The sequence below is a fragment of the Dyella sp. LX-66 genome (genome assembly GCF_018599165.1).
GTDB classification, from domain to species: Bacteria; Pseudomonadota; Gammaproteobacteria; order Xanthomonadales; family Rhodanobacteraceae; genus Dyella_D; species Dyella_D marensis.
Window position 1 is genome coordinate 20,492 of the sequence record NZ_JAHFVJ010000010.1, and the last position, 18,017, is coordinate 38,508.

Here is an 18,017-nt window from a genome sequence, read left to right on the forward strand (position 1 = left end):
GTGACAAGGACGCCCGGAGGGGGCCCCGGCGCCGGATCTCACGCGCGGGAAACCTATGCGGAACACGAAGTGGTCGCTGATCGGGGGCGAAGGACTCGCCCGAACCTGGGCATGCGCCCTCGCGCTATGGCTGGCCGCCACCGGCGCGGCCTCCGCCGCCAGCCTCGACGCAGCCCTGCTGCCGAAGATCCAGGGCGCCACCTTCGAAGTGGTCGCCGCCAAACCCGCCGACGACCCGCTCACCTACGAGAAGGCGTTGCCGCTGGACCTGCTCCCGTTCCAGGAGCGCACCGACAAATACCACTCGATCGGCACCGCCTTCGCCATCGGCAAGAACCAGTTCGTCACCGCCGGCCACGTTCTGCTCACCGGCGTGGACAGCCTGTGGGGCGCGCCCTCGCTGCGCGATGCCAACGGCAAGGTCTATGCGATCGACAAGATCGAGAAGTTCGACCTGCGCAAGGACTTCGTGGTGTTCACCGTGTCCGGCAACCCGGGCCCGGAAACGCTGGACGTCGACACCAAGCCGGTGCTCAACCAGGAGGTCTACGCGGTAGGCAATGCGCTGGGCACGGGTGTGGTGATCCGCGATGGCCTGTACACCTCCGACACGCCCGAGCAGCAGGACGGCGCGTGGAAGTGGATGCGCTTCTCCGCCGCCGCCTCGCCGGGCAACAGCGGCGGTCCGTTGCTGAACAAGGAAGGCAAGGTCATCGGCGTGGTGCTGATGAAGTCGGCCAACGAGAACCTCAACTACGCGCTGCAGATGGGCGAGGTGCTCAATGCGCCGGCGCAGGCGGTGATGGAAAGCCGCGTGCCGTTCCGCTTCGACATCTTCAGCAGCACGCTGAGCAACAACCTGAAGGGCCAGTTCGCGCTGCCGCTGGGCGTGGCCGAGTTCTTCAAGCGCTACGAGGCAGTGTTCAACGGCTACATCGACAACCAGCTCAAGGAAATCCTGAGCCGCGACACCGACAAGCTGTTCCCGCGCGGCGACGGCTCCAACCAGCTGCTGTACGGCGCCTCGTGGATGAACACCGTGCCGGGCCTGATCGTGCGCAACAGCGCCGGCGAATGGGGCCTGGTGGAGAAGGAAGGCAACCGCATGTCGCTGGCCGCCAACGGCTATGTGCAGGCGGGCGTGTCGGGCCACAACTTCCTGCTGCATCTGCGCCGTCCGGACAATCTCCCTGCGGACAAGCTCTACAACGACCCCAGTGCACTGTCCGAGCAGCTGTGCAAGATGGGCATCTTCATGCGTCCGGTGGGTTCGGAGCAGGTGCGCATCACCTCGCTGGGCAAGCCGGTCACCGACAGCGTGTATGTCGACCACTTCCAGCGCCGCTGGCAGCTGCGCGTGTGGACGCTGCCGTTCGCCAATACGCGGGTGATCACCTTCGCCCTGCCGGTACCGGACGGCTACGCCATGCTGATGCGCTTCGCCTCGGCCGACGACAGCTACGACAACCTCGCCGACATGCGCGCCCTGCTCGACTATATGTCGGTGGGCTACGAAGGCTCGCTGGCGCAGTGGAAGGATTTCCTGAAGAACACCGCCCTGCTGCCCGACGCGCTGAAGTCCGTGCATATCCAGGCCGACTACCAGCAGCGCTTCAGCTACAGCTCCAACCGCCTGGCTTTCTCGGTGACGCCGCAGCTGCAGAAGATCGAGCCGGAAAGCACGCTCACCCTCGGCATGGGCTTCGTGCCGGACCACGGCAAGGTGGTGTGGGACGTCAACGCCGTTGCGCTGCGCGCCAATCCGCAGGAGTCCGACCGCCTGCATATCGAGCGAAACGTGGTGCCGCCGGCCACGCTCGACGACGACGCCAAGAGCTACTGGGACAAGCTGCTGAAGCGCCGCCATCCTTACGAGGGCACGGCGTACTCGGCCAATGGCGAGACGCGCATCGGCGCGCCGGCCAGCGGCGCGGGCGCGACGCCCGGCGTGGTCTATTCGGTGTTCTATGCCATGGCCGGCTCGCAGGGCCAGGACAGCATGAGGCCGAAGCTCGACCTGCTGATGAAGGATCTGAAGGTGAGCGAGCAGTAAGTCCGCTCGACCCGCGGCGCGCGCTGTTCGCAGCAGCGCGCGCCGCGCGGTTTCACGGCTTCGCGCTCGAAGCCGCCGGCGCCGGCCGCGTCAGCGACTTCAGATAATTCGCGACATCCTCTTTCGACACCTGCCCGCGATGCTCGCGGTCGATCTGATCGAAATGCTTGGCGATGAACGGCACGTTGCCGTTCTGCGCTTCTTCCTTGCTCAGCAGGCCGTCGTGGTTGCGGTCGGCCGCGTCGAAGTTCTTCACGGCAATGTCCAGCTTCTTCGCCATATAGCCAAGCCCGGTCTGCGCGGCGGCGGGAACGGCGAGCGCCAGCGCGATGGCGGCGATGAGAAAACGGTGGCGCTTAGGCATGAGCTGCTCCTTTCCGGTGAGTAGGCCCGGCGGCGCCGGGCGATCGGGTACCGCGGCGGTGCAACGGGATACAGCATAGCCCCGCATCGGCGGTAACTTTCGGACATCGCCCGTCTACGCATCGCAAAAGCATGCGCCTAAGCTAGTGCGCGTTCGTCTCGGAGCCTCTCGGTCATGTCCCTGCGGATCCTTCTTGCCGACGATCATCCCGTCGTGCGCATCGGCGTGCGCTCGGTCATCGAGGCCCACGAGGCGGGACAGATAGCCGCCGAGGCGGGCACCGTCGACGAGCTGTTCGCCCTGCTGTCCGAGCAGGTCTACGACATCCTGGTCACCGACCTGTCCATGCCCGGCCCGATCAACCCGGACGGCTACGCCATGGTCGAGCGCATCTGCCGCAACTATCCCGACCTGCCCGTGCTGGTGCTGAGCATGACCAGCAATGCCAGCATCCTGCGCCTGCTGCAGACCGCGGGCGTGTTGGGCCTGCTCGACAAGGCTTCGTCCATGGCCGAACTGCCCACAGCGATCCAGGCGATCCGGCGCGGCAGCGTTTATGTGAGTGCCCCGTTGCGCAGGCTGCTGGCGCAGGCCGGCCTGCGCCGGCCGCACGCCGCCGGGCAGCGGCTGCTGTCGCCGCGCGAAGTGGAAGTGCTGCGCCTGGTCGCCAAGGGCATGCGGGTGAAGGAGATCGCGCTGCAGCTCAACCGCGGCATCACCACCATCAGCAAGCAGAAGAGCGACGCGGCGCGCAAGCTCGGCATCCGCAATGACGTGGAGCTGTTCGACTTCCTGCGGCGCGAGGGTTTTTCCGGCTGATTATTCCGGCAAGCAAGGAACGCCGCGCGCGGCCCCCATGGCCCGACGCGCAACCCCTTCACGCCTGGTGAGCGATCCAATGCGCGGTTGCCATGCGAGGTAAAGCGAAGCGCTGGCCGGTGGTCATCGGATTGCTCCCAAAAGCACGGCGAAGGTCCATATCGGCTCATTTTTCGAATTCGTACTATGGCTGGGACCGTAAAGCGTTTCCTATGATTCAGCCGTCCAAACCCGCAAGGGATGCATCGCATCGCGAGGCAGGCATCCCGCGCGGGTAGCGCTTGCGCTTCGCGCTATCCATCCATCTCGAACCTGACATCGACATCGCCGGAAACAGCGATGGTGGACAAATTCGTCCTGAAAAAGGGTGGAAAGCGATGAAGCGTAGTGCTCCCCAAGGTCTTTGTCTTCGTGGCATGGCCGACGGACGACGAGGAAGGCCGCGGAGGCGGCGGACAAGCAACTCACCCGATCCACTTCATTCAATGGAGCAACCATGAAGCACATCAAGACAGCCATCTTCGGCCTGGCGCTCGCCGCCACCGCCGGTGCGGCGAGCGCCGACCAGGGACTCATCACCTTCGTCGGCTCGGTGACCGACAGTACCTGCGTGGTCAGTGGCGGCAACGGCAGCAACGGCGCTTTCGGCAACTTTACCGTGGGACTGGATCCGGTCCGGACCACCGCGCTGGACGTGGCCGCCAAGACCGCGGGGCGCAAGGGCTTCGAAGTAGTGTTCAGCAACGGCCAGGGCGGTTCCTGCGCCACCGCGGCGATCACCAAGGCGCACTTCCGTTTTGTCGGCAGCAGCCCCAGCGTCAACATCGATGGACGCATGAAGAACGTGCTCGGCCTTACCGGCGCGGCCAATGTCGACCTGCAGATGCTCGACGAGAGCAATGCGGTGATCAACCTCACCAATCACACGCGCAAGGACGTCACGCTCGCCACCGCCGGTCCGACGGTCGTCAGGTACGGCGTGCAGTACTACGCCACCGGCGTGGCCACGGCCGGCAATGTCCGTTCGGACGTCATCTACGAAGCCAGCTACGACTGAGCCGGTTTCACCTTCCAAGCGGGCGGCACGGTGCCGCCCGCGATCCACCCGAACGGAAAGTCCATGGAACGTTTATTACGCAGCCGCCTAGCCGGCCTGCTGTGGCTGGCCTGTTTCTGCGCCGGCCGCAGCGAAGCCGATGTCGTCATCCTCGGCACCAGGGTGATCTTTCCTTACCGGCTGGCCGCATGGCGCCTGAGCGGCCATCTGCGCAAGGACCGCGGCGACGTGTGGACGCGCGCCGCCAACTATCACTCGCGCACGCCGCGGCACAACGCGCGCTACCGCGCGCAGCTGATGCGCCGGGCCTGGCGGTGGAGCCAGTGGCTGCGCCGGCAGTTCCACACGCACAGCATCGACGACACCCGGCCGCCATCGCCGCCGGCCGACCAGAGCATGCATCGGCGTGGCGAAGCCGCCACGGCCGGCGTTCGAAACCGCGGAGATCACCCAGCATGGCCTTGACCCGAATCCTGTTCCTCGCCGCGTGTGCGGTTGCTGCCTGCCATGCGCGTGAGGCGAGCGCGGCGTGCACGGTGACCTATACCCCGCCCTTCATGGTCAACCGCAGTGGCGGGATCGTGGTGGATGGCGACCTGCCGGCCGGGGCGCTGGTGCGGGCCACCTCGGCGGACAGCGCCACCGCGAGCATCAACTGCTCGGCGCAGACGACCACCGTGGTCAGCATGGAGCTGCAGGGCGACGGACTGGTCGACGGCACGCTGCGCGAAATCACCGTGGGCGGGCTGCGCTCCGGCCTGGGCATACGGCTCTTGTCCAAGGTTCCCGGCGATACGGGCTACACGGCGCTGCCGCGCAAGGCGACCAGGACGTTTGCTGCCGGCGCATCGACCTGGCAGACGTTCTTCTACGCGGAATACGTGCGCACCGGCGGGCCGGTGAGATACGGCCCGGCCGACACCGCCGTCAACGCCCGCCTGGGCCGGATCTGGGTGCCGGACATGACGGCCTTCGCACCCAACCGGATCATCAATCCGGTGACGATGGTGAACCTGCTGCTGCTCCGTCCGGCTTGCTCGATCGAGACCGGTTCGCTCAACCAGGAGGTTCCGCTGGGGAACTACGTAGCGTCGGATCTGCGCAACGGCAAGGTCACGCCCGCGTGGCAGGCGTTCAAGCTGACCATGGCGTCCTGCGCGGATCCGGCGGACCTGCTGACCGACATCACCTTCGGCACCGCAGCGGATGCCGACGCCAGCCATGCGGATCTGTTCTCCATGAACGCCAACGGCCCCGGCGGCTACGGCATCGCCATCGAAACCGGCGATGGCGCCGCGCGCATGCAGCCCGGCGTGTCGCGCGGATTCGCCGCCATCGGCACGGGTGCGAGCTATGCGTTCCGTGCGCGCCTGGAGCGCAGCGCCGGCACCATCACGGCGGGGAGCATCCAGCGGCCGATCGCCGTGCGCGTCACATTCCGCTGAGGTGGCGCGGTGGCGGTCGCGCGGGGGCAGCGGACTGCGGCGTATCGGTGTCGCCGCGTTCGGCCTGCTGCTGACGATGCTCATCGCGCTGGAGCTGGGCTACGCCATGGGCCTGCGCCTGAACCTCACGCGCAGCCTGCCGCTGGGCCTGTACCGGGCGGTGGACCGGCCGGTGCAGCGCGGCGCCTACGTGCGCTTCTGTCCGCCGCGCTACGGCAGCATCGCGCTGGCCATGGAGCGCGGCTATCTGCACGAGGGCGAGGCCTGCGGCAACGGCTATCTGCCGATGCTCAAGCGCGTGGCCGCGGTGGGCGGCGCGTGGATCAGCGCGCAGGACGACGGCGTGCGCGTGGATGGACGGCTGCTGCCGCTGAGCGCGCATCGCGCGGTGGATGCGGCGGGCCGGCCGATGCCGCGGCCGGCGCCGGCACGCTTGCGGCTCGCGCCGTCCCAGCTATGGGTGATGTCGGACACGTATCCCCTTTCGTTCGACAGCCGCTATTTCGGGCCGATCGAGCGCGCCTGGGTGATGGAAGTCCTCGTTCCCGTCGCGACCTGGGGGCCGGGCGGCACCTGGTCCGGCTAGCGGGGCGGGAAAGCCCGGATCTGTTCGCGGCGTTTCCTGTGCAACAGGATGAAGTGCATGCGTAGCCTCATGGTTCTTGCCTTGCTCGCGGCAGCGCTGTCCGGCTGCGGTTCCTCGGACGATGGGCGCGTCGAACCGGCCATCGCGCCGCCGATGCCGGAGATTCCGGCTGCCGCGTCCACCGGCACCGCGGCAGATACGCCCGGCCAACCTGACGCCGAGGACGCCCACGCCGCCGGCATGGACATGGTGGCCGCACGCGACGTCTGCCGGCTCCCCGCTCCGGCGCTGGCCAGGTTCGCGGCGTACAGCGAATGGGTGGTCCAGGGCGATGCGCAGCGCAAGGCGATCTTTATCGGTGCGGCGCAAGAGGCCGCGGAGCTGCACGCATCGATGATCAGGCAGGGAAGGCAGGAGGCCTATCGGAAAGCGACCTGCGAACGCGTGCGGCGCATCCTTGCGGCGCTTGAGCGAGACGGTGGATCGGAACGCGAAGGAAGCGTGCGATAGGGCCTGCGTGCGTTGCGTCGCCTTACCCGCCGCGCGCGGCGCTTTCGCCCAGGCGCGCAGCCAGCGCACCCACGGCGGTGCGCAGGCCTTCGGGCCCACGCACGGTGAAGTCGAACGGCTGCCGCGCCAGCTGGCGGGCAAACCAGTCCAGCCCATCGACTTGTGCGCGCAGCAGCACGCCTGCTTCCGTCGGCTCGAACAGGCCCATGGTGCCGCCGAGGCGTTCGAGTGCGTCGTCCAGCGTGGTGTGCAGCAGCACTTCGACTGTGTGTTCGCGCGGCAGGGTGGCGAGGCTGAAGGTCAGGTGCGCCACGGCGTCGAAGTCACGCGGGCGCACGAACAGGGTCTCCTGCGTCACGACCTCCGTGATGCGGTCGAGCCGGAACGAACGCAGGCCGCGGCGCAGATGGCAATGGCCGACCACGTACCAGAAGCCGCCGGTGTGGGCGAGGCCGTAGGGATCGATGCCGCGCTCGCTGTCCACGCCATTGGCCGCGCGATAACCCATGTGCACGCGGCGGCATTGCTGTGCGGCCGCGCTCAGGGCGAACAGCGTGTCGCTGGTGCCTGCCGCCGCCGAGCGCGCCAGGTCGAGCATCACCGTGTCGGCCACCGCGCGCGTGCGCGCCATCAGCCGCTCCGGCATCACCCGTTCGAGCTTGGCCTGTGCGCTGGCCACCGCCGCCGACGCTTCGGTCAGCCCCATGCTGCGCGCCGCCAGCAAACCCACCGACAAAGCCAGCGCCTCGTCGTCGGTGAACATCATCGGTGGCAGCTTGAAGCCGGCCACCAGCAGGTAGGCGCCGTGGCGGCCGCGCTCGGCGGTGATCGGGATGCCGAGTTCTTCCAGCGCGGCGATATAGCGGCGCACCGTGCGGCCGTCCACGCCCAGCCGCTGCGCCAGCTCCACGCCGCTGATGCGGCGGTGGGTCTGCAGCAGTTCCAGCACGGCCAGGGCACGGGTGGCGGGGCGATACATGGCGGCCAGCCTAGCGGATAAACAGGACTGTCTTCGCCCTGATTCGGTCCTAGGCTGGCACCGTTCCCCCGCGAGATCGCCGCCATGATTCCTGCCGTGCAGCTGGGCCTGTTCTTCCTGCTGGTGCTGGGCATCGTCGCCCTGCCCGGCCTGGACATGGCCTATGTGCTGGGCAGTTCGCTGAGCGGCGGACGCCGCGGCGGCCTGGCCGCGGTGGCGGGGATCATGGCCGGCGGCGCCTGCCATGTGCTGCTGACCGGGCTGGGCGTCGGCGCGCTGCTGCAATGGTCGCCCATGCTGTTCCAGGCGGTGCTGTGGATCGGCGCGGGCTATGTGGCCTGGATCGGCTACGGCATGTGGCGCAGCGAAGGCGGCGCGCTGCATGCCGCCGACGTGGCCGGCCAGTCGCGCTGGACCACCTTCCGCCGCGGCGCCGTCACCTGCCTGCTCAATCCCAAGGCCTACCTGTTCATGCTGGCAGTGTTTCCGCAGTTCATGCGCCGCGAGCAGGGGCCGCTATGGCCGCAGGCGGCCACGCTGGGCGTGGTGATCGTGCTGACCCAGCTGGCGGTATACGGCGCGCTGGCATGTGCGGCGGGCGGCGCGCAGCTGTGGCTGGTGGAGCGGCCGGGGTATACGCGGATGGCCTTGCGGGCGGTGGGGGCGTTGCTGATCGGGATTGCGCTGCTTACGGCGGCCGAAGGTATACGGCGCCTGGCGTAGGTTGGGGTGAGCCGCAGGCGAACCCCAACGGTGCGGTGCGTTTGAACGTGCTGATGTTGGGGTTCGCCTGCGGCTCACCCCAACCTACGCCGGTCGTTTCACTCCGAAGGGAGGCTGTAGTCGAAGGTGTAGGAGTGCGCACCCTTCGCATCGATATGGATCGCCAGCGTCCCGCTCAGCCCTTGCAGCTCGCCACTGCCGGAATCGGGCACCACCGTTACCGACAAGGCTGGCGCGCCGCGCGTCATGGTGGCGCTGTGCATCAGCACGAAGCTGCCCTGCCTGCCATCCAGCGTGCCGGTGACCCGCTCCAGCGCCACATAGGCGCCGGAGCCGGTGTTCTTATCCATCACCGCCAGCATCTCGCCCAGGCTGCTGCCTTGGAGGTCGCCGTGGAACTGCTTGTCGATGGTCTGCCGGCCCAGCGCCGCGGCTTCGATGCCGGGTGCGGCGGGCTGCGGTGCGAGCTTGACCTCGAAGCTGCCTTGGGCGTGCTTCATGCGATTCTCCGATAGGTGCGATGCGGCCGGCGCCATCGCCAGCACGGCGGCGGCGACAAGCAAGGGAAGTCGGGGGAACATAGCGTGCTCCGTCAGTGCGTGGCCATTGCAACAGGAAGCCCTCCCCGATGATTGGAAAAACGCGACAGCCATGACGGGCAAGGCTCCCGAACCGCGCGGCGTGCTGCACCCGCGCCTGCCGCAGGGCGAGTTCCGCCACGAGCGCCGCCTGCCCGGCGCCGCGCTGGCGGGGCTGGTCGAGCATTACTGGTTCGTCGCCTGGGACCTGCGCGGCCTGCCGCCGCAGACGCAGGAAACCCTGCCGCATCCGAGCGTGCATCTGGTGGTCGAGCCGCCGCAGGCGCGCATCTATGGCGTGCACCAGGGCCGCTTCGTGCGTGTGCTCGAAGGGCAGGGCCAGGTGTTCGGCATCAAATTCCGGCCGGGCGGGTTTCGTCCGTTCTACGGCGCGGAGGTGGCGCGGTTGATGGATGGTTCGATCGCCGCGAGCGAACTGTTCGGCGCCGAAGCCGATGTGTTCGAAGCCAAGGTTGTGGCCGCCCTTGATGTCGACGACATGGTCGCCGCCGCCGATCATCTCCTGCTGGCGTACCTGCCCGCACCCGACGCCACCGTCGACCGCGTCGCCGCCCTGGTCGCCGACATCGCCACCGACCGCGCCATCACCACGGTCGAGCAACTGTGCGAGCGCACCGCACTCAACGCACGCGCCCTGCAACGCCTGTTCAAGAACTACGTCGGCATCGGCCCGAAGTGGGCGATCAACCGCTACCGTTTGCACGAGGCGATCGCCCAGCTGCAGCAAGGCCAGTCCGCGGACTGGATCGAACTGGCCCTGTCGCTCGGCTACTTCGACCAGGCGCATTTCATACGCGACTTCCGCGCCCTGGTCGGCTGCACGCCCGCGCAGTACGCGCGGCGCCTTCAGTCCACCGGATAAGGCATCTCGCCGAAGCTGGCCGCGTGATAGCCCTTCGCACCTACCGCCACCGCCAGTGGACTGCGGAAATCCCGGTCCGCCGCCAGGCAGTTCAGCACGTGGGCGAAGTGATGCCGCGGCTGCCAGCCCAGCTCGTGCCGCGCCAGCGCGTTGACGTAGACGCGATCCACGCGCGGAAACATCCGCCAGCCGCGCGCGCCGTACAACGCCTCGAACGAGGGAAACAGCCGCCGCAGCACGGCCGGCGCATCGCGGTGCAGCAGCGCCAGATCTTCCTGCGCGAATGGCGTGGTGGCGGAAACGATATAGCGGCCGAAGCCCAGCGCCGGCGCGCGTTCCACCGCCAGCAGATGCGCGTTCGCCACGTCTTCGATATCCGCGCGGCGGTACAGCAGCTCGTTGGCCTGCGCATTGGCCAGCTCGTAGGCGGCGCGCTTGCCCGCATCGTCGTCCGCTTCGGGAAAGAAGCGCGAGGTGCGCAGCACCACCACCGGCAGGCCATGGCGCCGGTGATACAGCTCGCACAGCTGCTCGGCGGCGAGCTTGGTGGTGCCGTAGATATTCTTCGGCACCGGCGCCACGTTCTCGGTGATCCAGGCCGCCGGCGCATCCGCGGCCGGCGTCAGCGCCGCGCCGAACACGCTGGTGGTGCTGGTGAAGACGAAGGCGCACACGCCGGCCGCCAGTGCTTCGTCCAGCAGGGCCAGGGTGCCGCTGATATTGGTGTCGACGAAATCCTGCGCCGGATGCGTCGCCACATGCGGCTTGTGCAAGGTAGCGGTATGGATCACCGCGCTGACGCCGCGCATGGCGGCACGCACGAAGGCGCGGTCGGCGATATCGCCGGTGTGCCGGGTAAATGGCGAGGGCTTCAGGTCGATGCCGACGGCGTCGCGCGAGGCGGCGCGCAGGCTGCGCATCAGCGCTTCGCCGAGATGGCCGGCGCTGCCGGTCACCAGGATGGTCATGGCTTGCTCCCGTGCTGCTGGGAACCAAAGCGTAGCGAGCGCGGCGCTGCGCCCGCCACGCATTAAATATGCGCGGCGCTCAGGCCAGCGTGGTGACCAGCCGCCCCATGCTACCGTCCGCCAGCGCGATGCGTTCCCACAACGCTGTGCCCGGCCTGATCGGCAGCTCCGCATTGGTGCCGGTGGCGATGCGCAGCGAGCCCTGGCGGTCTTCGTACCAGCCGCGCGCATCGAGCGTGGCTTCGGCGGCGAGGATTTCCGGCGTGGCATAGACCAGCATGCAGGTGCCGAGCAGCTCGGTGGCGGGCTGGCGCCAGTCGGCGAAGCGCGCGGGCGACACCGCCAGCAGGCGGTGCGTGCGGTCGCAGACCAGGTGCACTTTCTGCGTCGAGTGCTCCACCAGCCGCTTCAGCGCCGCGTCCTGCGCGGGGTCGGGCCGCGCTTCCAGCAAACGCTGCACGGCCAGCCGCTGTGCAGCGGACAGCTCGAGGTCGCCGCGCTCCCAGCGCGACACGGTGGATTGGGTGACGCCGAGCAGTTCGGCGAGATGGCTCTGTTTCATGCCACGCAGCTGGCGCAGGCGCCGCAGCGCGCGTCCGAAGGGTGCCATGGCGGCCTCCGTCATCCGGTCAATGGCAGAACGATAGCGCGAGCAGGCGCTCCAGCGTGCCGGGCCGGCGCGCGCGCTCGATCCACCAGCGCAGCGCGGCGCCCTCCTCGCCGGTGCGCCAGGCCAGGTAGAAGGTCTCGGCCGGCTTGGGTTCTTCCACCTGTTTGACCACCAGCTCGCCGGCCCGGATCGCGGGGCGCGCGTAGGGCTCGGGCAGGAAGCCGAAGCCCAGGCCCGCGCGCTGGAAATCCAGCTTGCTGCGGATATCCGGCACGGTCATGGCCTCCTGTCCGAAGGCCAGCCCCACCGTGCGCGAGACCAGCTTGCGCGCGCTGTCGGCCACGGCGATGGCGCGGTGCTGCTGCAGGTCCAGCCGGCCCAGCGGGCGGTCGAGCGCGGCCAGCGGATGATCCGGCGCCACCGCGAACACGAACGGCAGCGAGCCCATCGGCTCGGCCACGTAGCCGCCGCCGGAAGGGCCTTCGCCGGCGGCGCCGATCAGCAGGTCGGCGCGGCGCTCCAGCAGCGCCTCCCAGGTGCCGGACAGCGCTTCCTGCCCCACCCGCAGCCGCGTGCGGTCGGCCACGGCGCAGAACGCCTCGATGTCCTCGCGCAGGGCGATGGGAGCGAACATCGAGTCGATTTCGATGGCGAACTCGGTCTCCCAGCCGGAAGCCACGCGGCGCACGCGCGCTTCCAGGTCCTGCGCGGCGCGCAGCAGGTGGCGGCCTTCCTTCAGTAGCACGCTGCCGGCCTGGGTCAGGTCGGCGCGCGGGCCGGCGCGCTCGAACAGCTGCACGCCCAGTTCCTCCTCCAGCCTGGCCACCGTGTAGGAGATGGTGGAGGGCACCTTGTGCAGCTCCTTGCCGGCCGCGGCGAAGGAGCCGCGGCGGTCGATGGCGTCCAGGATCTGCAGGGCGTCGAGGCTCAGGCGCAACATTCGAAATTCTCGATGATAGACCGGCAATCTACTCGCTTTTCGGTGCCGGCGCGGGCGCCCATACTCTCTCCATCAGGGCGCGATGACAAGAAAAACAAGGCCTGTTGGGGCGGGTTGGCCCGGGCTGGCGAGTCATCGAATCCATCGCACATAACTACGGAGGCATCCCATGTTGGAAGTCCGCAAGAGCCAGGAACGCGGCCGCGCCGAGCACGGCTGGCTGTCTTCCCGCCACACCTTTTCCTTTGCCGAGTACTACGACCCGCGCCACATGGGCTTCGGCCCGCTGCGCGTGATCAACGAGGACCGCGTCACCGGCGGCCAGGGCTTCGGCACGCACGGCCACCAGAACATGGAGATCATCTCCTACGTGCTCGGCGGCGCGCTGGAGCACAAGGACAGCCTGGGCACCGGCTCGGTGCTGCGCTACGGCGACGTGCAGCGCATGAGCGCGGGCACCGGCGTGCGCCACAGCGAGTTCAATCACGATGCCAAGGAGCCGGTGCACTTCCTGCAGATCTGGGTCATGCCGGAGCGCCAGGGTGTCGAGCCCAGCTACGAGGAAAAGCATTTCGACGAAGCCTCCAAGCGCGGCCAGCTGCGCCTGGTCGTTTCGCCCGATGGCCGCGACGGCTCGCTGCGCATGAACCAGGACGCCTACTTGTACGCGTCGATCCTGGCGGCCGGCGACAAGCTCGCCCACCCGCTCGCCCCGGGCCGGCTCGGCTATGTCCACGTGGCGCGCGGCAGCGTCACCGTCAACGGCACCGTGCTGAACGCCGGCGATGCGCTGCAGCTGAAGGACGCCGCGTCGGTGGAGCTGGAAGGCAGCGGCGATGCCGAGCTGCTGGTGTTCGACCTGCCGCGCTGAGCGGCGGCGGTGACAACGGTTGCCGTGTTGGTGCGAAGCTCATGCGCCACGCGGTAACCCTGCACCGGAACGCCCGCTCATGAAACTCACCGTACCCACCCTGCTGAGCTTCGCCGCCGGCTACACCGACACCGCCGGCTTCCTGGCCATGCATGGCCTGTTCACCGCGCACGTCACCGGCAACTTCGTCACCATCGGCGCGGCGCTGGTGATGGGCGCCACGGGCATCGTCACCAAGCTGCTGGCGCTGCCGACGTTCTGCGCGGCGGTGATCCTGGCGCGGCTGCTGCGCTACCGGCTGGTCGCGGCCGGGCGGCCGGTGTTCCGCACCTTGCTGGCGATCCAGCTGGTGCTGCTGGTGCTGGGCGGCGGCGTGGCGATCTGGCATGGGCATTTCGAGCAGGGCGATGCGCCGGCGGCGATGTTCGCCGGCCTGGTGCTGGTGGCTGGCATGGCGGTGCAGAACGCGGTGCAGCGCGTGCACTTGGGCAAGGCGCCACCGACCACCATGATGACGGGCACCACGACGCAGCTGATGCTCGACGTGGCCGACCTGCTGCACGGCGTGCCGGATGAGCAACGTGCGGAGGCACGCGGACGGATGATGCGCATGGGCGGCGCGGTGCTGACGTTTGCGGCCGGTTGCGCGGCTGCGGCGCTGCTGTATCGCTATGCCGGCATGTGGTGTTTCGCGCTGCCGCCGCTGCTGGTGCTGGCGGCGCTGTGCCATGGCGATACGGCCGGCGACGCCTAGGCCTTATTCCTCGATCGGCACCAGCACGCCGCGCTTGAGCGTGCCCAGCGCCACGCGTGTCTGGAAGCGCCGCACGTTGGCGTTGTCCGCCACCAGCTTCTGCATCAGGGCGTCGTAGTCCTCCACGTCGCGCGCGCTGACCACCAGCACGTAGTCGCCTTCGCCGGTGACGTACCAGGCTTCCTGCACCGCCGGTTCCGCGGCGATCCATTGCTTCAGGCTGGCCAGCAGTTCGGGGCGTTCGCGTTCCACTTCCACGTCGACGATCAGGGTGAGCGGACGTCCCGCGCGTTTCGGATCGACGATGGCCACCTCGGCGACGATCACCCCTTCCTCGCGCAGCCGTGCGATGCGCCGCTGCACGGCGGAGGCGGACAGGCCGATCTCCGCGCCGATCAGCTCGGCCGAGCGGCGCGCATCGAGCTGCAGGATGGCCAGGATGCGGCGGTCGAATTTATCCAGGGCGGTGGGCATGGCCGCGCGGTCTCGTCGAAGGTCGGGGGAAAAACCCGCCGTGCGTACAGCGGACGCGGCCCTGCCGCGCGGCGCCACCCTAGCATGGTCAGCCTTCGCAACTTAAGTGAGCGCATCGTATGAGCACCCTGCTGGAGCTGGACGGCGTCCATGCCGCTCCGTCCTTGATCGATCCGGTCTTTCTTCGCACGCCGATACGCACCAGCGCCGGACTCGATGCGGCGCTGGGTTGCACGTTGCTTGCCAAGGACGAAACCGATAACCCGATCGGTTCATTCAAAGGCCGCGGCACGGAGTGGTTCGTCGCCACGGCCCTGCATCCCGGCGAAGCCATCGTCTCCGCCTCGGCCGGCAATTTCGGGCAAGGGCTGGCACGCGCTGCCACGCGCCGCGGCCATGCCTGCACGGTGTTCGCCGCCGAAACCGCCAATCCCGCGAAGCTCGATGCGATGCGTGCACTCGGTGCGGACGTGCGCCTTGCCGGTGCGGACTTCGATGCCGCGAAAGCGGCCGCACGCCGCTATGCGCAAGAGCAAGGCTTGCGCTTTGTCGAAGACGGTGCGGAGCCGGCGATTGCACAAGGCGCTGGAACGATTGCTACGGAATTGCTTGCTGAAGCCGCGCCGGAGGTGGTGCTGGTGCCGCTGGGCAATGGCGCGCTGCTGGAAGGCATCGGCTCGGTGCTGCGTGCGCGCTTACCGTCCGCCGAGATTGTGGCGGTGGTCGCCGCGGGTGCGCCGTCAATGAAGCTTTCGCTCGAAGCGAAACACGCGATCGAAACCGCGCGCGCCGATACCATCGCCGACGGCATCGCGGTACGCGTACCGATCGCCTCGCGACTGCCGCAGCTGCGGCACTGCTGCGACCGCGTCGTTGCCGTGGACGAAGCGCAGCTGATGAGTGCGATGCGCCTGCTCTATCGCCACCTGGACATGGTCGTCGAGCCGGCCGGCGCCGCCGGCGTGGCGGCCATCCTCGCCGAGCCGGCGCGTTACGCCGGCCGCCTTGCCGCCACCGTGCTGTGCGGCAGGAACATCCATCCCTCGCTGCGCGAGCAGCTGCTCGCGGACTGACCCATGAAACTCCTCTATCAGACTCACTCGCCTTATGCCCGCAAGGTGCTCGTCGCCGCCCACGAAACCGAGTTGGCGGGCCAGCTCGAGGTGATCCATCACGAAACCAGCCCCACGCGGCGCAACGAAGCGGTGTATGCGGTCAATCCGCTGGGGAAGGTGCCGGTGCTGCTGCTCGACGATGGCGAGGTGCTGTTCGATTCCGGCGTGATCTGCGAATACCTCGATGGTCTGCATGGCGGACCGAAGCTGATCCCCACGCAGACTGCCGCGCGCTACGGCGTGCTGCGCATGCAGGCTTTGGCGCAAGGCATCGCCGATGCGGGTATTGCGGCGCGCTGGGATATCGAGCGCAGGCCGGAGGCGCTGCGCTGGCCGGTGCTGGTCGATGCGTATCGCGAAAAGATCGCTGCCACTTGCGATTACCTGGAGCGCGAGATCGATGAAGACGCCGTCGACCTCGGCACCATCGCACTCGCCACCGCGCTGAGCTGGATCGAATTCCGCGAGGTCTACGACTTCCGCGCCGGCCGCCCGCGCCTCGCCGCGTGGTACGAGCGGTTCTCGTCGCGTCCTTCCATGCAAGCCACCGCCTTGAGCGGTGCGACGCACGACTGAGTGGAGACTTCCATGGAACCGACATCATCCAAGCCTTCGCTATGGACCGCGCTGCTGTTCCTGCATGGCTACGTCGCCGATCCGCAACTGGCGCAGCGCCTGGTAACGGAGGAGGCCGCCGAACATCCGGACGCCGCACCCGCGACCAGCGGCGAGGCCATGCGCCGCCTGCTCGATCACGGTCGCAAGCTTTCGCTGCGGCTGTGCCAGGGCATCGGCAGCGGGCTGGTGCACATGCAGTAAGGGCGCTGCCGACACGCGATTCGCCGCGGCTTCTGTGCGACACTCGGCGCCCATTCCATCAGCGGCGTAAGGGGGCGGCGCGATGCAATTCTTTGCTCTGGAACATTTCGCGGGACATGTGGGCGAGACCTTCACGGTCGCCCTGGATCACGACGGCAACGCACCGTTTGCTTTGGTGGAGGCGCGGCCGCTGCCGGTGCAGCAGTACCAGGGCATGGTGCGCTCGCCGTTCTCGCTGCTGTTCCGCCACGAGGCGGCGATCGTGTTTCCGCAGAAGATCTACCAGATGAAGCACGCCAGCATCGGCGAGTTCGGCATCTTCCTGGTGCCGGTCGCGCGCGACCAGACCGGCTTCATCTACCAGGCGCTGTTCAACTGAGCTCGGCCACGGTGGCCATCCAGCGCATGCGCAGGTGGCTGCCGATATCTTCCTCCACGGCGAAACCCATGCGTTCGTAGAGCCGGCGCGCGCCGGTATTGCGGTGCTCGACGTGCAGCATCACGCTGGCCAGGCCATCGCGGTGCGCGGTCTGCTGCACCAGCTTCAGCAATGACGAACCGAAGCCGCGGCCTCGCGTGGCCGAGAGCAGGGCGATGTCGATGACATTGGCTTCCCGCCCGTCGTGATGCAGATACAGGCGGCCGATCGGCGTGCCGGCGTCTTCGATCACCAGGTAATCCGACGGCTGGTAGTGCGCTGTGTAGTGCTGGTGCTGCAAGGTGAACTGGCTGTCGAGAAAGGCCTTGCGCACGGCCTCGGGCCAGGGCGTGAGCGCGAGTTCGTCGGCGCGCACATCGGCGTAGAGCTCGCGGAAGAAGGGCAGGTCCGCGTTTTGCGCTTCGCGCCAGCTCAGGCCTGGCGGAAGGTCTTTCCCTGTTGCGGGCAGCCAGGCTGCCCGCAACGAGGGAAAGGTCAGTGTTGCTGTGTTGCTCACGGACGAGTCGGAAAGACACCCGACAGGCAGATGCAGAAGTTCAGCGTGAGGTAGGGCTGCTGGTTCTGGTGCGCCTGGCCGCCGCCCGCAGCGCCGATCGTCTGCGGCGGGAAGTTGACGTTGGGCGTGGTGCCGACGGCAAGTATCTGCACGTTCTCCGGCGTGATGACCGCATAGCCGGCGGCCGGAATGCCGGTGCGATTGGCTGTGGTCGGCTGGTTGTAGATGGTCGCGCCGTGATTGTGCGTCGGCATCTCGGTGGAGATCAGAGTCACGCTGTCCGAGCCGAAGGTCTCGCCCATGGTGCGCGGCGTCAGCCCGGGTCCCGAACCCTGGCCACAGGCGGCGTTGCCGATGAAGTTCGGCAGCTGGTAATTGGACGTGCCATTGCCGCCGAACGTGACGCCCAGGAGGGAGAACAGCGCCGTGTTCTGCTGGATCGGCATCAGCTGTCCCGAGCACTGAGCCCAGTTGTAGGGCGCGAAGTTGAAACCGTAGATCTGGATCTCGCCGAGAAAGGGATCGCTCATGATG

The 18,017-nt window shown here is 68.1% G+C and carries 23 protein-coding genes and 1 pseudogene; 15 read left to right on the forward strand and 9 right to left on the reverse strand.

All coding sequences use genetic code 11. The features are described 5' to 3' along the window. Positions 1-55: 55 nt before the first annotated feature. Positions 56-2,053 (forward strand): serine protease, encoded by a 1,998-nt coding sequence (locus KK141_RS17440; protein WP_214571113.1) that lies wholly within the window; start codon positions 56-58, stop codon positions 2,051-2,053. 52 nt (positions 2,054-2,105) lie between these two features. Here KK141_RS17440 and KK141_RS17445 read toward each other — a convergent pair whose 3' ends face one another. Continuing rightward, complete coding sequence (locus KK141_RS17445; RefSeq protein WP_214571112.1) at positions 2,106-2,417, reverse strand: EF-hand domain-containing protein; 312 nt, start codon at positions 2,415-2,417, stop codon at positions 2,106-2,108. A gap of 174 nt (positions 2,418-2,591) precedes the next feature. Here KK141_RS17445 and KK141_RS17450 point away from each other — a divergent pair, with 174 nt between their 5' ends. From KK141_RS17450 to KK141_RS17475, 6 genes and pseudogenes are all read left to right on the forward strand, one after another. After that, positions 2,592-3,236 (forward strand): response regulator transcription factor, encoded by a 645-nt coding sequence (locus KK141_RS17450; protein ID WP_214571111.1) that lies wholly within the window; start codon positions 2,592-2,594, stop codon positions 3,234-3,236. 496 nt (positions 3,237-3,732) lie between these two features. Continuing rightward, entirely contained in the window at positions 3,733-4,293 is a 561-nt protein-coding gene (locus KK141_RS17455; RefSeq protein ID WP_214571110.1) for a hypothetical protein, read from the forward strand. Positions 4,294-4,461: 168 nt separating this feature from the next. Further along, positions 4,462-4,641, forward strand: a pseudogene (locus tag KK141_RS22985) (conjugal transfer protein TrbN); the annotation flags it as partial. 107 nt (positions 4,642-4,748) lie between these two features. Beyond that, a complete protein-coding gene (locus KK141_RS17465; protein ID WP_214571108.1) occupies positions 4,749-5,738 on the forward strand; it encodes a fimbrial protein in 990 nt (329 codons plus the stop codon). Then, positions 5,647-6,324, forward strand: coding sequence for a conjugative transfer signal peptidase TraF (gene traF, locus KK141_RS17470; RefSeq protein ID WP_284733897.1), 678 nt, complete (start codon positions 5,647-5,649; stop codon positions 6,322-6,324). The genes KK141_RS17465 and traF overlap by 92 nt, the downstream gene beginning before the upstream one ends. A gap of 57 nt (positions 6,325-6,381) precedes the next feature. Then, positions 6,382-6,834, forward strand: coding sequence for a hypothetical protein (locus tag KK141_RS17475; RefSeq protein WP_214571106.1), 453 nt, complete (start codon positions 6,382-6,384; stop codon positions 6,832-6,834). A gap of 22 nt (positions 6,835-6,856) precedes the next feature. On the opposite strand, the gene KK141_RS17480 is transcribed toward KK141_RS17475, so the two are convergent. Beyond that, positions 6,857-7,813 (reverse strand): YafY family protein, encoded by a 957-nt coding sequence (locus tag KK141_RS17480; protein WP_214571105.1) that lies wholly within the window; start codon positions 7,811-7,813, stop codon positions 6,857-6,859. 84 nt (positions 7,814-7,897) lie between these two features. Between KK141_RS17480 and KK141_RS17485 the strand changes: the two genes are divergently transcribed. Continuing rightward, positions 7,898-8,536 carry a LysE family translocator gene (locus tag KK141_RS17485; RefSeq protein ID WP_214571104.1) on the forward strand — a complete coding sequence of 213 codons (639 nt, stop codon included), beginning with the start codon at positions 7,898-7,900 and terminating at the stop codon, positions 8,534-8,536. A 98-nt stretch (positions 8,537-8,634) separates the two neighbouring features. Here the strand turns inward: KK141_RS17485 and KK141_RS17490 are convergent, their stop codons facing one another. After that, positions 8,635-9,036: a DUF3224 domain-containing protein gene (locus KK141_RS17490; protein WP_214571103.1), complete on the reverse strand. Its 402-nt coding sequence runs from the start codon at positions 9,034-9,036 to the stop codon at positions 8,635-8,637. A gap of 151 nt (positions 9,037-9,187) precedes the next feature. On the opposite strand from KK141_RS17490, the gene KK141_RS17495 reads away from it, so the two are divergent. Beyond that, the gene (locus KK141_RS17495) at positions 9,188-9,997 is read left to right on the forward strand and encodes a helix-turn-helix domain-containing protein (protein ID WP_214571102.1); all 810 of its coding nucleotides are present in this window, start codon (positions 9,188-9,190) and stop codon (positions 9,995-9,997) included. Here KK141_RS17495 and KK141_RS17500 read toward each other — a convergent pair. The 3 genes from KK141_RS17500 to KK141_RS17510 form a co-directional block, all read right to left on the reverse strand. Next, positions 9,982-10,965, reverse strand: a complete 984-nt coding sequence (locus tag KK141_RS17500; protein ID WP_214571101.1) for an NAD(P)-dependent oxidoreductase — start codon at positions 10,963-10,965, stop codon at positions 9,982-9,984. The genes KK141_RS17495 and KK141_RS17500 overlap by 16 nt on opposite strands. 79 nt (positions 10,966-11,044) lie before the next feature. Continuing rightward, entirely contained in the window at positions 11,045-11,575 is a 531-nt protein-coding gene (locus KK141_RS17505; protein ID WP_214571100.1) for a helix-turn-helix transcriptional regulator, read from the reverse strand. A gap of 19 nt (positions 11,576-11,594) precedes the next feature. Continuing rightward, on the reverse strand, positions 11,595-12,512 hold the full coding sequence (locus KK141_RS17510) for a LysR substrate-binding domain-containing protein (protein WP_214571256.1): 918 nt from the start codon (positions 12,510-12,512) through the stop codon (positions 11,595-11,597). A 172-nt stretch (positions 12,513-12,684) separates the two neighbouring features. Here KK141_RS17510 and KK141_RS17515 point away from each other — a divergent pair, with 172 nt between their 5' ends. Then, entirely contained in the window at positions 12,685-13,386 is a 702-nt protein-coding gene (locus KK141_RS17515; RefSeq protein ID WP_214571099.1) for a pirin family protein, read from the forward strand. A gap of 79 nt (positions 13,387-13,465) precedes the next feature. After that, positions 13,466-14,140, forward strand: a complete 675-nt coding sequence (locus KK141_RS17520; RefSeq protein WP_214571098.1) for a DUF1275 family protein — start codon at positions 13,466-13,468, stop codon at positions 14,138-14,140. A 3-nt stretch (positions 14,141-14,143) separates the two neighbouring features. Here the strand turns inward: KK141_RS17520 and KK141_RS17525 are convergent, their stop codons facing one another. Further along, a complete protein-coding gene (locus KK141_RS17525; RefSeq protein ID WP_214571097.1) occupies positions 14,144-14,614 on the reverse strand; it encodes an Lrp/AsnC family transcriptional regulator in 471 nt (156 codons plus the stop codon). Positions 14,615-14,733: 119 nt separating this feature from the next. On the opposite strand from KK141_RS17525, the gene KK141_RS17530 reads away from it, so the two are divergent. From KK141_RS17530 to KK141_RS17545, 4 genes are all read left to right on the forward strand, one after another. Further along, positions 14,734-15,687 carry a pyridoxal-phosphate dependent enzyme gene (locus KK141_RS17530; RefSeq protein ID WP_214571096.1) on the forward strand — a complete coding sequence of 318 codons (954 nt, stop codon included), beginning with the start codon at positions 14,734-14,736 and terminating at the stop codon, positions 15,685-15,687. A 3-nt stretch (positions 15,688-15,690) separates the two neighbouring features. After that, on the forward strand, positions 15,691-16,305 hold the full coding sequence (locus KK141_RS17535; RefSeq protein WP_214571095.1) for a glutathione S-transferase family protein: 615 nt from the start codon (positions 15,691-15,693) through the stop codon (positions 16,303-16,305). Between the two features lie 12 nt (positions 16,306-16,317). After that, positions 16,318-16,548: a hypothetical protein gene (locus KK141_RS17540; protein WP_214571094.1), complete on the forward strand. Its 231-nt coding sequence runs from the start codon at positions 16,318-16,320 to the stop codon at positions 16,546-16,548. Positions 16,549-16,630: 82 nt separating this feature from the next. Then, the gene (locus KK141_RS17545) at positions 16,631-16,927 is read left to right on the forward strand and encodes a hypothetical protein (protein ID WP_167252992.1); all 297 of its coding nucleotides are present in this window, start codon (positions 16,631-16,633) and stop codon (positions 16,925-16,927) included. Here KK141_RS17545 and KK141_RS17550 read toward each other — a convergent pair. Together KK141_RS17550 and KK141_RS17555 are read right to left on the reverse strand one after the other, a co-directional pair. Beyond that, a complete protein-coding gene (locus KK141_RS17550) occupies positions 16,920-17,483 on the reverse strand; it encodes a GNAT family N-acetyltransferase (protein WP_345777578.1) in 564 nt (187 codons plus the stop codon). The two genes, KK141_RS17545 and KK141_RS17550, sit on opposite strands and share 8 nt — an antisense overlap. Then, a complete protein-coding gene (locus KK141_RS17555; RefSeq protein ID WP_214571093.1) occupies positions 17,480-18,013 on the reverse strand; it encodes a tail fiber protein in 534 nt (177 codons plus the stop codon). Before KK141_RS17555 ends, KK141_RS17550 begins: the two co-directional genes overlap by 4 nt. Between the last annotated feature and the right edge of the window lie 4 nt (positions 18,014-18,017).

Excerpts from the sequence above, each read along its gene's own strand:
- KK141_RS17445 (WP_214571112.1), bottom strand. The coding sequence starts at position 2,417 with ATGCCTAAGCGCCACCGTTTTCTCATCGCCGCCATCGCGCTGGCGCTC.
- traF (WP_284733897.1), top strand. The coding sequence starts at position 5,647 with ATGCGTTCCGTGCGCGCCTGGAGCGCAGCGCCGGCACCATCACGGCGG.
- KK141_RS17450 (WP_214571111.1), top strand. The coding sequence starts at position 2,592 with ATGTCCCTGCGGATCCTTCTTGCCGACGATCATCCCGTCGTGCGCATC.
- KK141_RS17455 (WP_214571110.1), top strand. The coding sequence starts at position 3,733 with ATGAAGCACATCAAGACAGCCATCTTCGGCCTGGCGCTCGCCGCCACC.
- KK141_RS17440 (WP_214571113.1), top strand. The coding sequence starts at position 56 with ATGCGGAACACGAAGTGGTCGCTGATCGGGGGCGAAGGACTCGCCCGA.
- KK141_RS17465 (WP_214571108.1), top strand. The coding sequence starts at position 4,749 with ATGGCCTTGACCCGAATCCTGTTCCTCGCCGCGTGTGCGGTTGCTGCC.
- KK141_RS17520 (WP_214571098.1), top strand. The coding sequence starts at position 13,466 with ATGAAACTCACCGTACCCACCCTGCTGAGCTTCGCCGCCGGCTACACC.
- KK141_RS17490 (WP_214571103.1), bottom strand. The coding sequence starts at position 9,036 with ATGAAGCACGCCCAAGGCAGCTTCGAGGTCAAGCTCGCACCGCAGCCC.
- KK141_RS17535 (WP_214571095.1), top strand. The coding sequence starts at position 15,691 with ATGAAACTCCTCTATCAGACTCACTCGCCTTATGCCCGCAAGGTGCTC.
- KK141_RS17500 (WP_214571101.1), bottom strand. The coding sequence starts at position 10,965 with ATGACCATCCTGGTGACCGGCAGCGCCGGCCATCTCGGCGAAGCGCTG.
- KK141_RS17495 (WP_214571102.1), top strand. The coding sequence starts at position 9,188 with ATGACGGGCAAGGCTCCCGAACCGCGCGGCGTGCTGCACCCGCGCCTG.
- KK141_RS17545 (WP_167252992.1), top strand. The coding sequence starts at position 16,631 with ATGCAATTCTTTGCTCTGGAACATTTCGCGGGACATGTGGGCGAGACC.
- KK141_RS17515 (WP_214571099.1), top strand. The coding sequence starts at position 12,685 with ATGTTGGAAGTCCGCAAGAGCCAGGAACGCGGCCGCGCCGAGCACGGC.
- KK141_RS17480 (WP_214571105.1), bottom strand. The coding sequence starts at position 7,813 with ATGTATCGCCCCGCCACCCGTGCCCTGGCCGTGCTGGAACTGCTGCAG.
- KK141_RS17475 (WP_214571106.1), top strand. The coding sequence starts at position 6,382 with ATGCGTAGCCTCATGGTTCTTGCCTTGCTCGCGGCAGCGCTGTCCGGC.
- KK141_RS17530 (WP_214571096.1), top strand. The coding sequence starts at position 14,734 with ATGAGCACCCTGCTGGAGCTGGACGGCGTCCATGCCGCTCCGTCCTTG.
- KK141_RS17540 (WP_214571094.1), top strand. The coding sequence starts at position 16,318 with ATGGAACCGACATCATCCAAGCCTTCGCTATGGACCGCGCTGCTGTTC.
- KK141_RS17505 (WP_214571100.1), bottom strand. The coding sequence starts at position 11,575 with ATGGCACCCTTCGGACGCGCGCTGCGGCGCCTGCGCCAGCTGCGTGGC.
- KK141_RS17525 (WP_214571097.1), bottom strand. The coding sequence starts at position 14,614 with ATGCCCACCGCCCTGGATAAATTCGACCGCCGCATCCTGGCCATCCTG.
- KK141_RS17485 (WP_214571104.1), top strand. The coding sequence starts at position 7,898 with ATGATTCCTGCCGTGCAGCTGGGCCTGTTCTTCCTGCTGGTGCTGGGC.
- KK141_RS17555 (WP_214571093.1), bottom strand. The coding sequence starts at position 18,013 with ATGAGCGATCCCTTTCTCGGCGAGATCCAGATCTACGGTTTCAACTTC.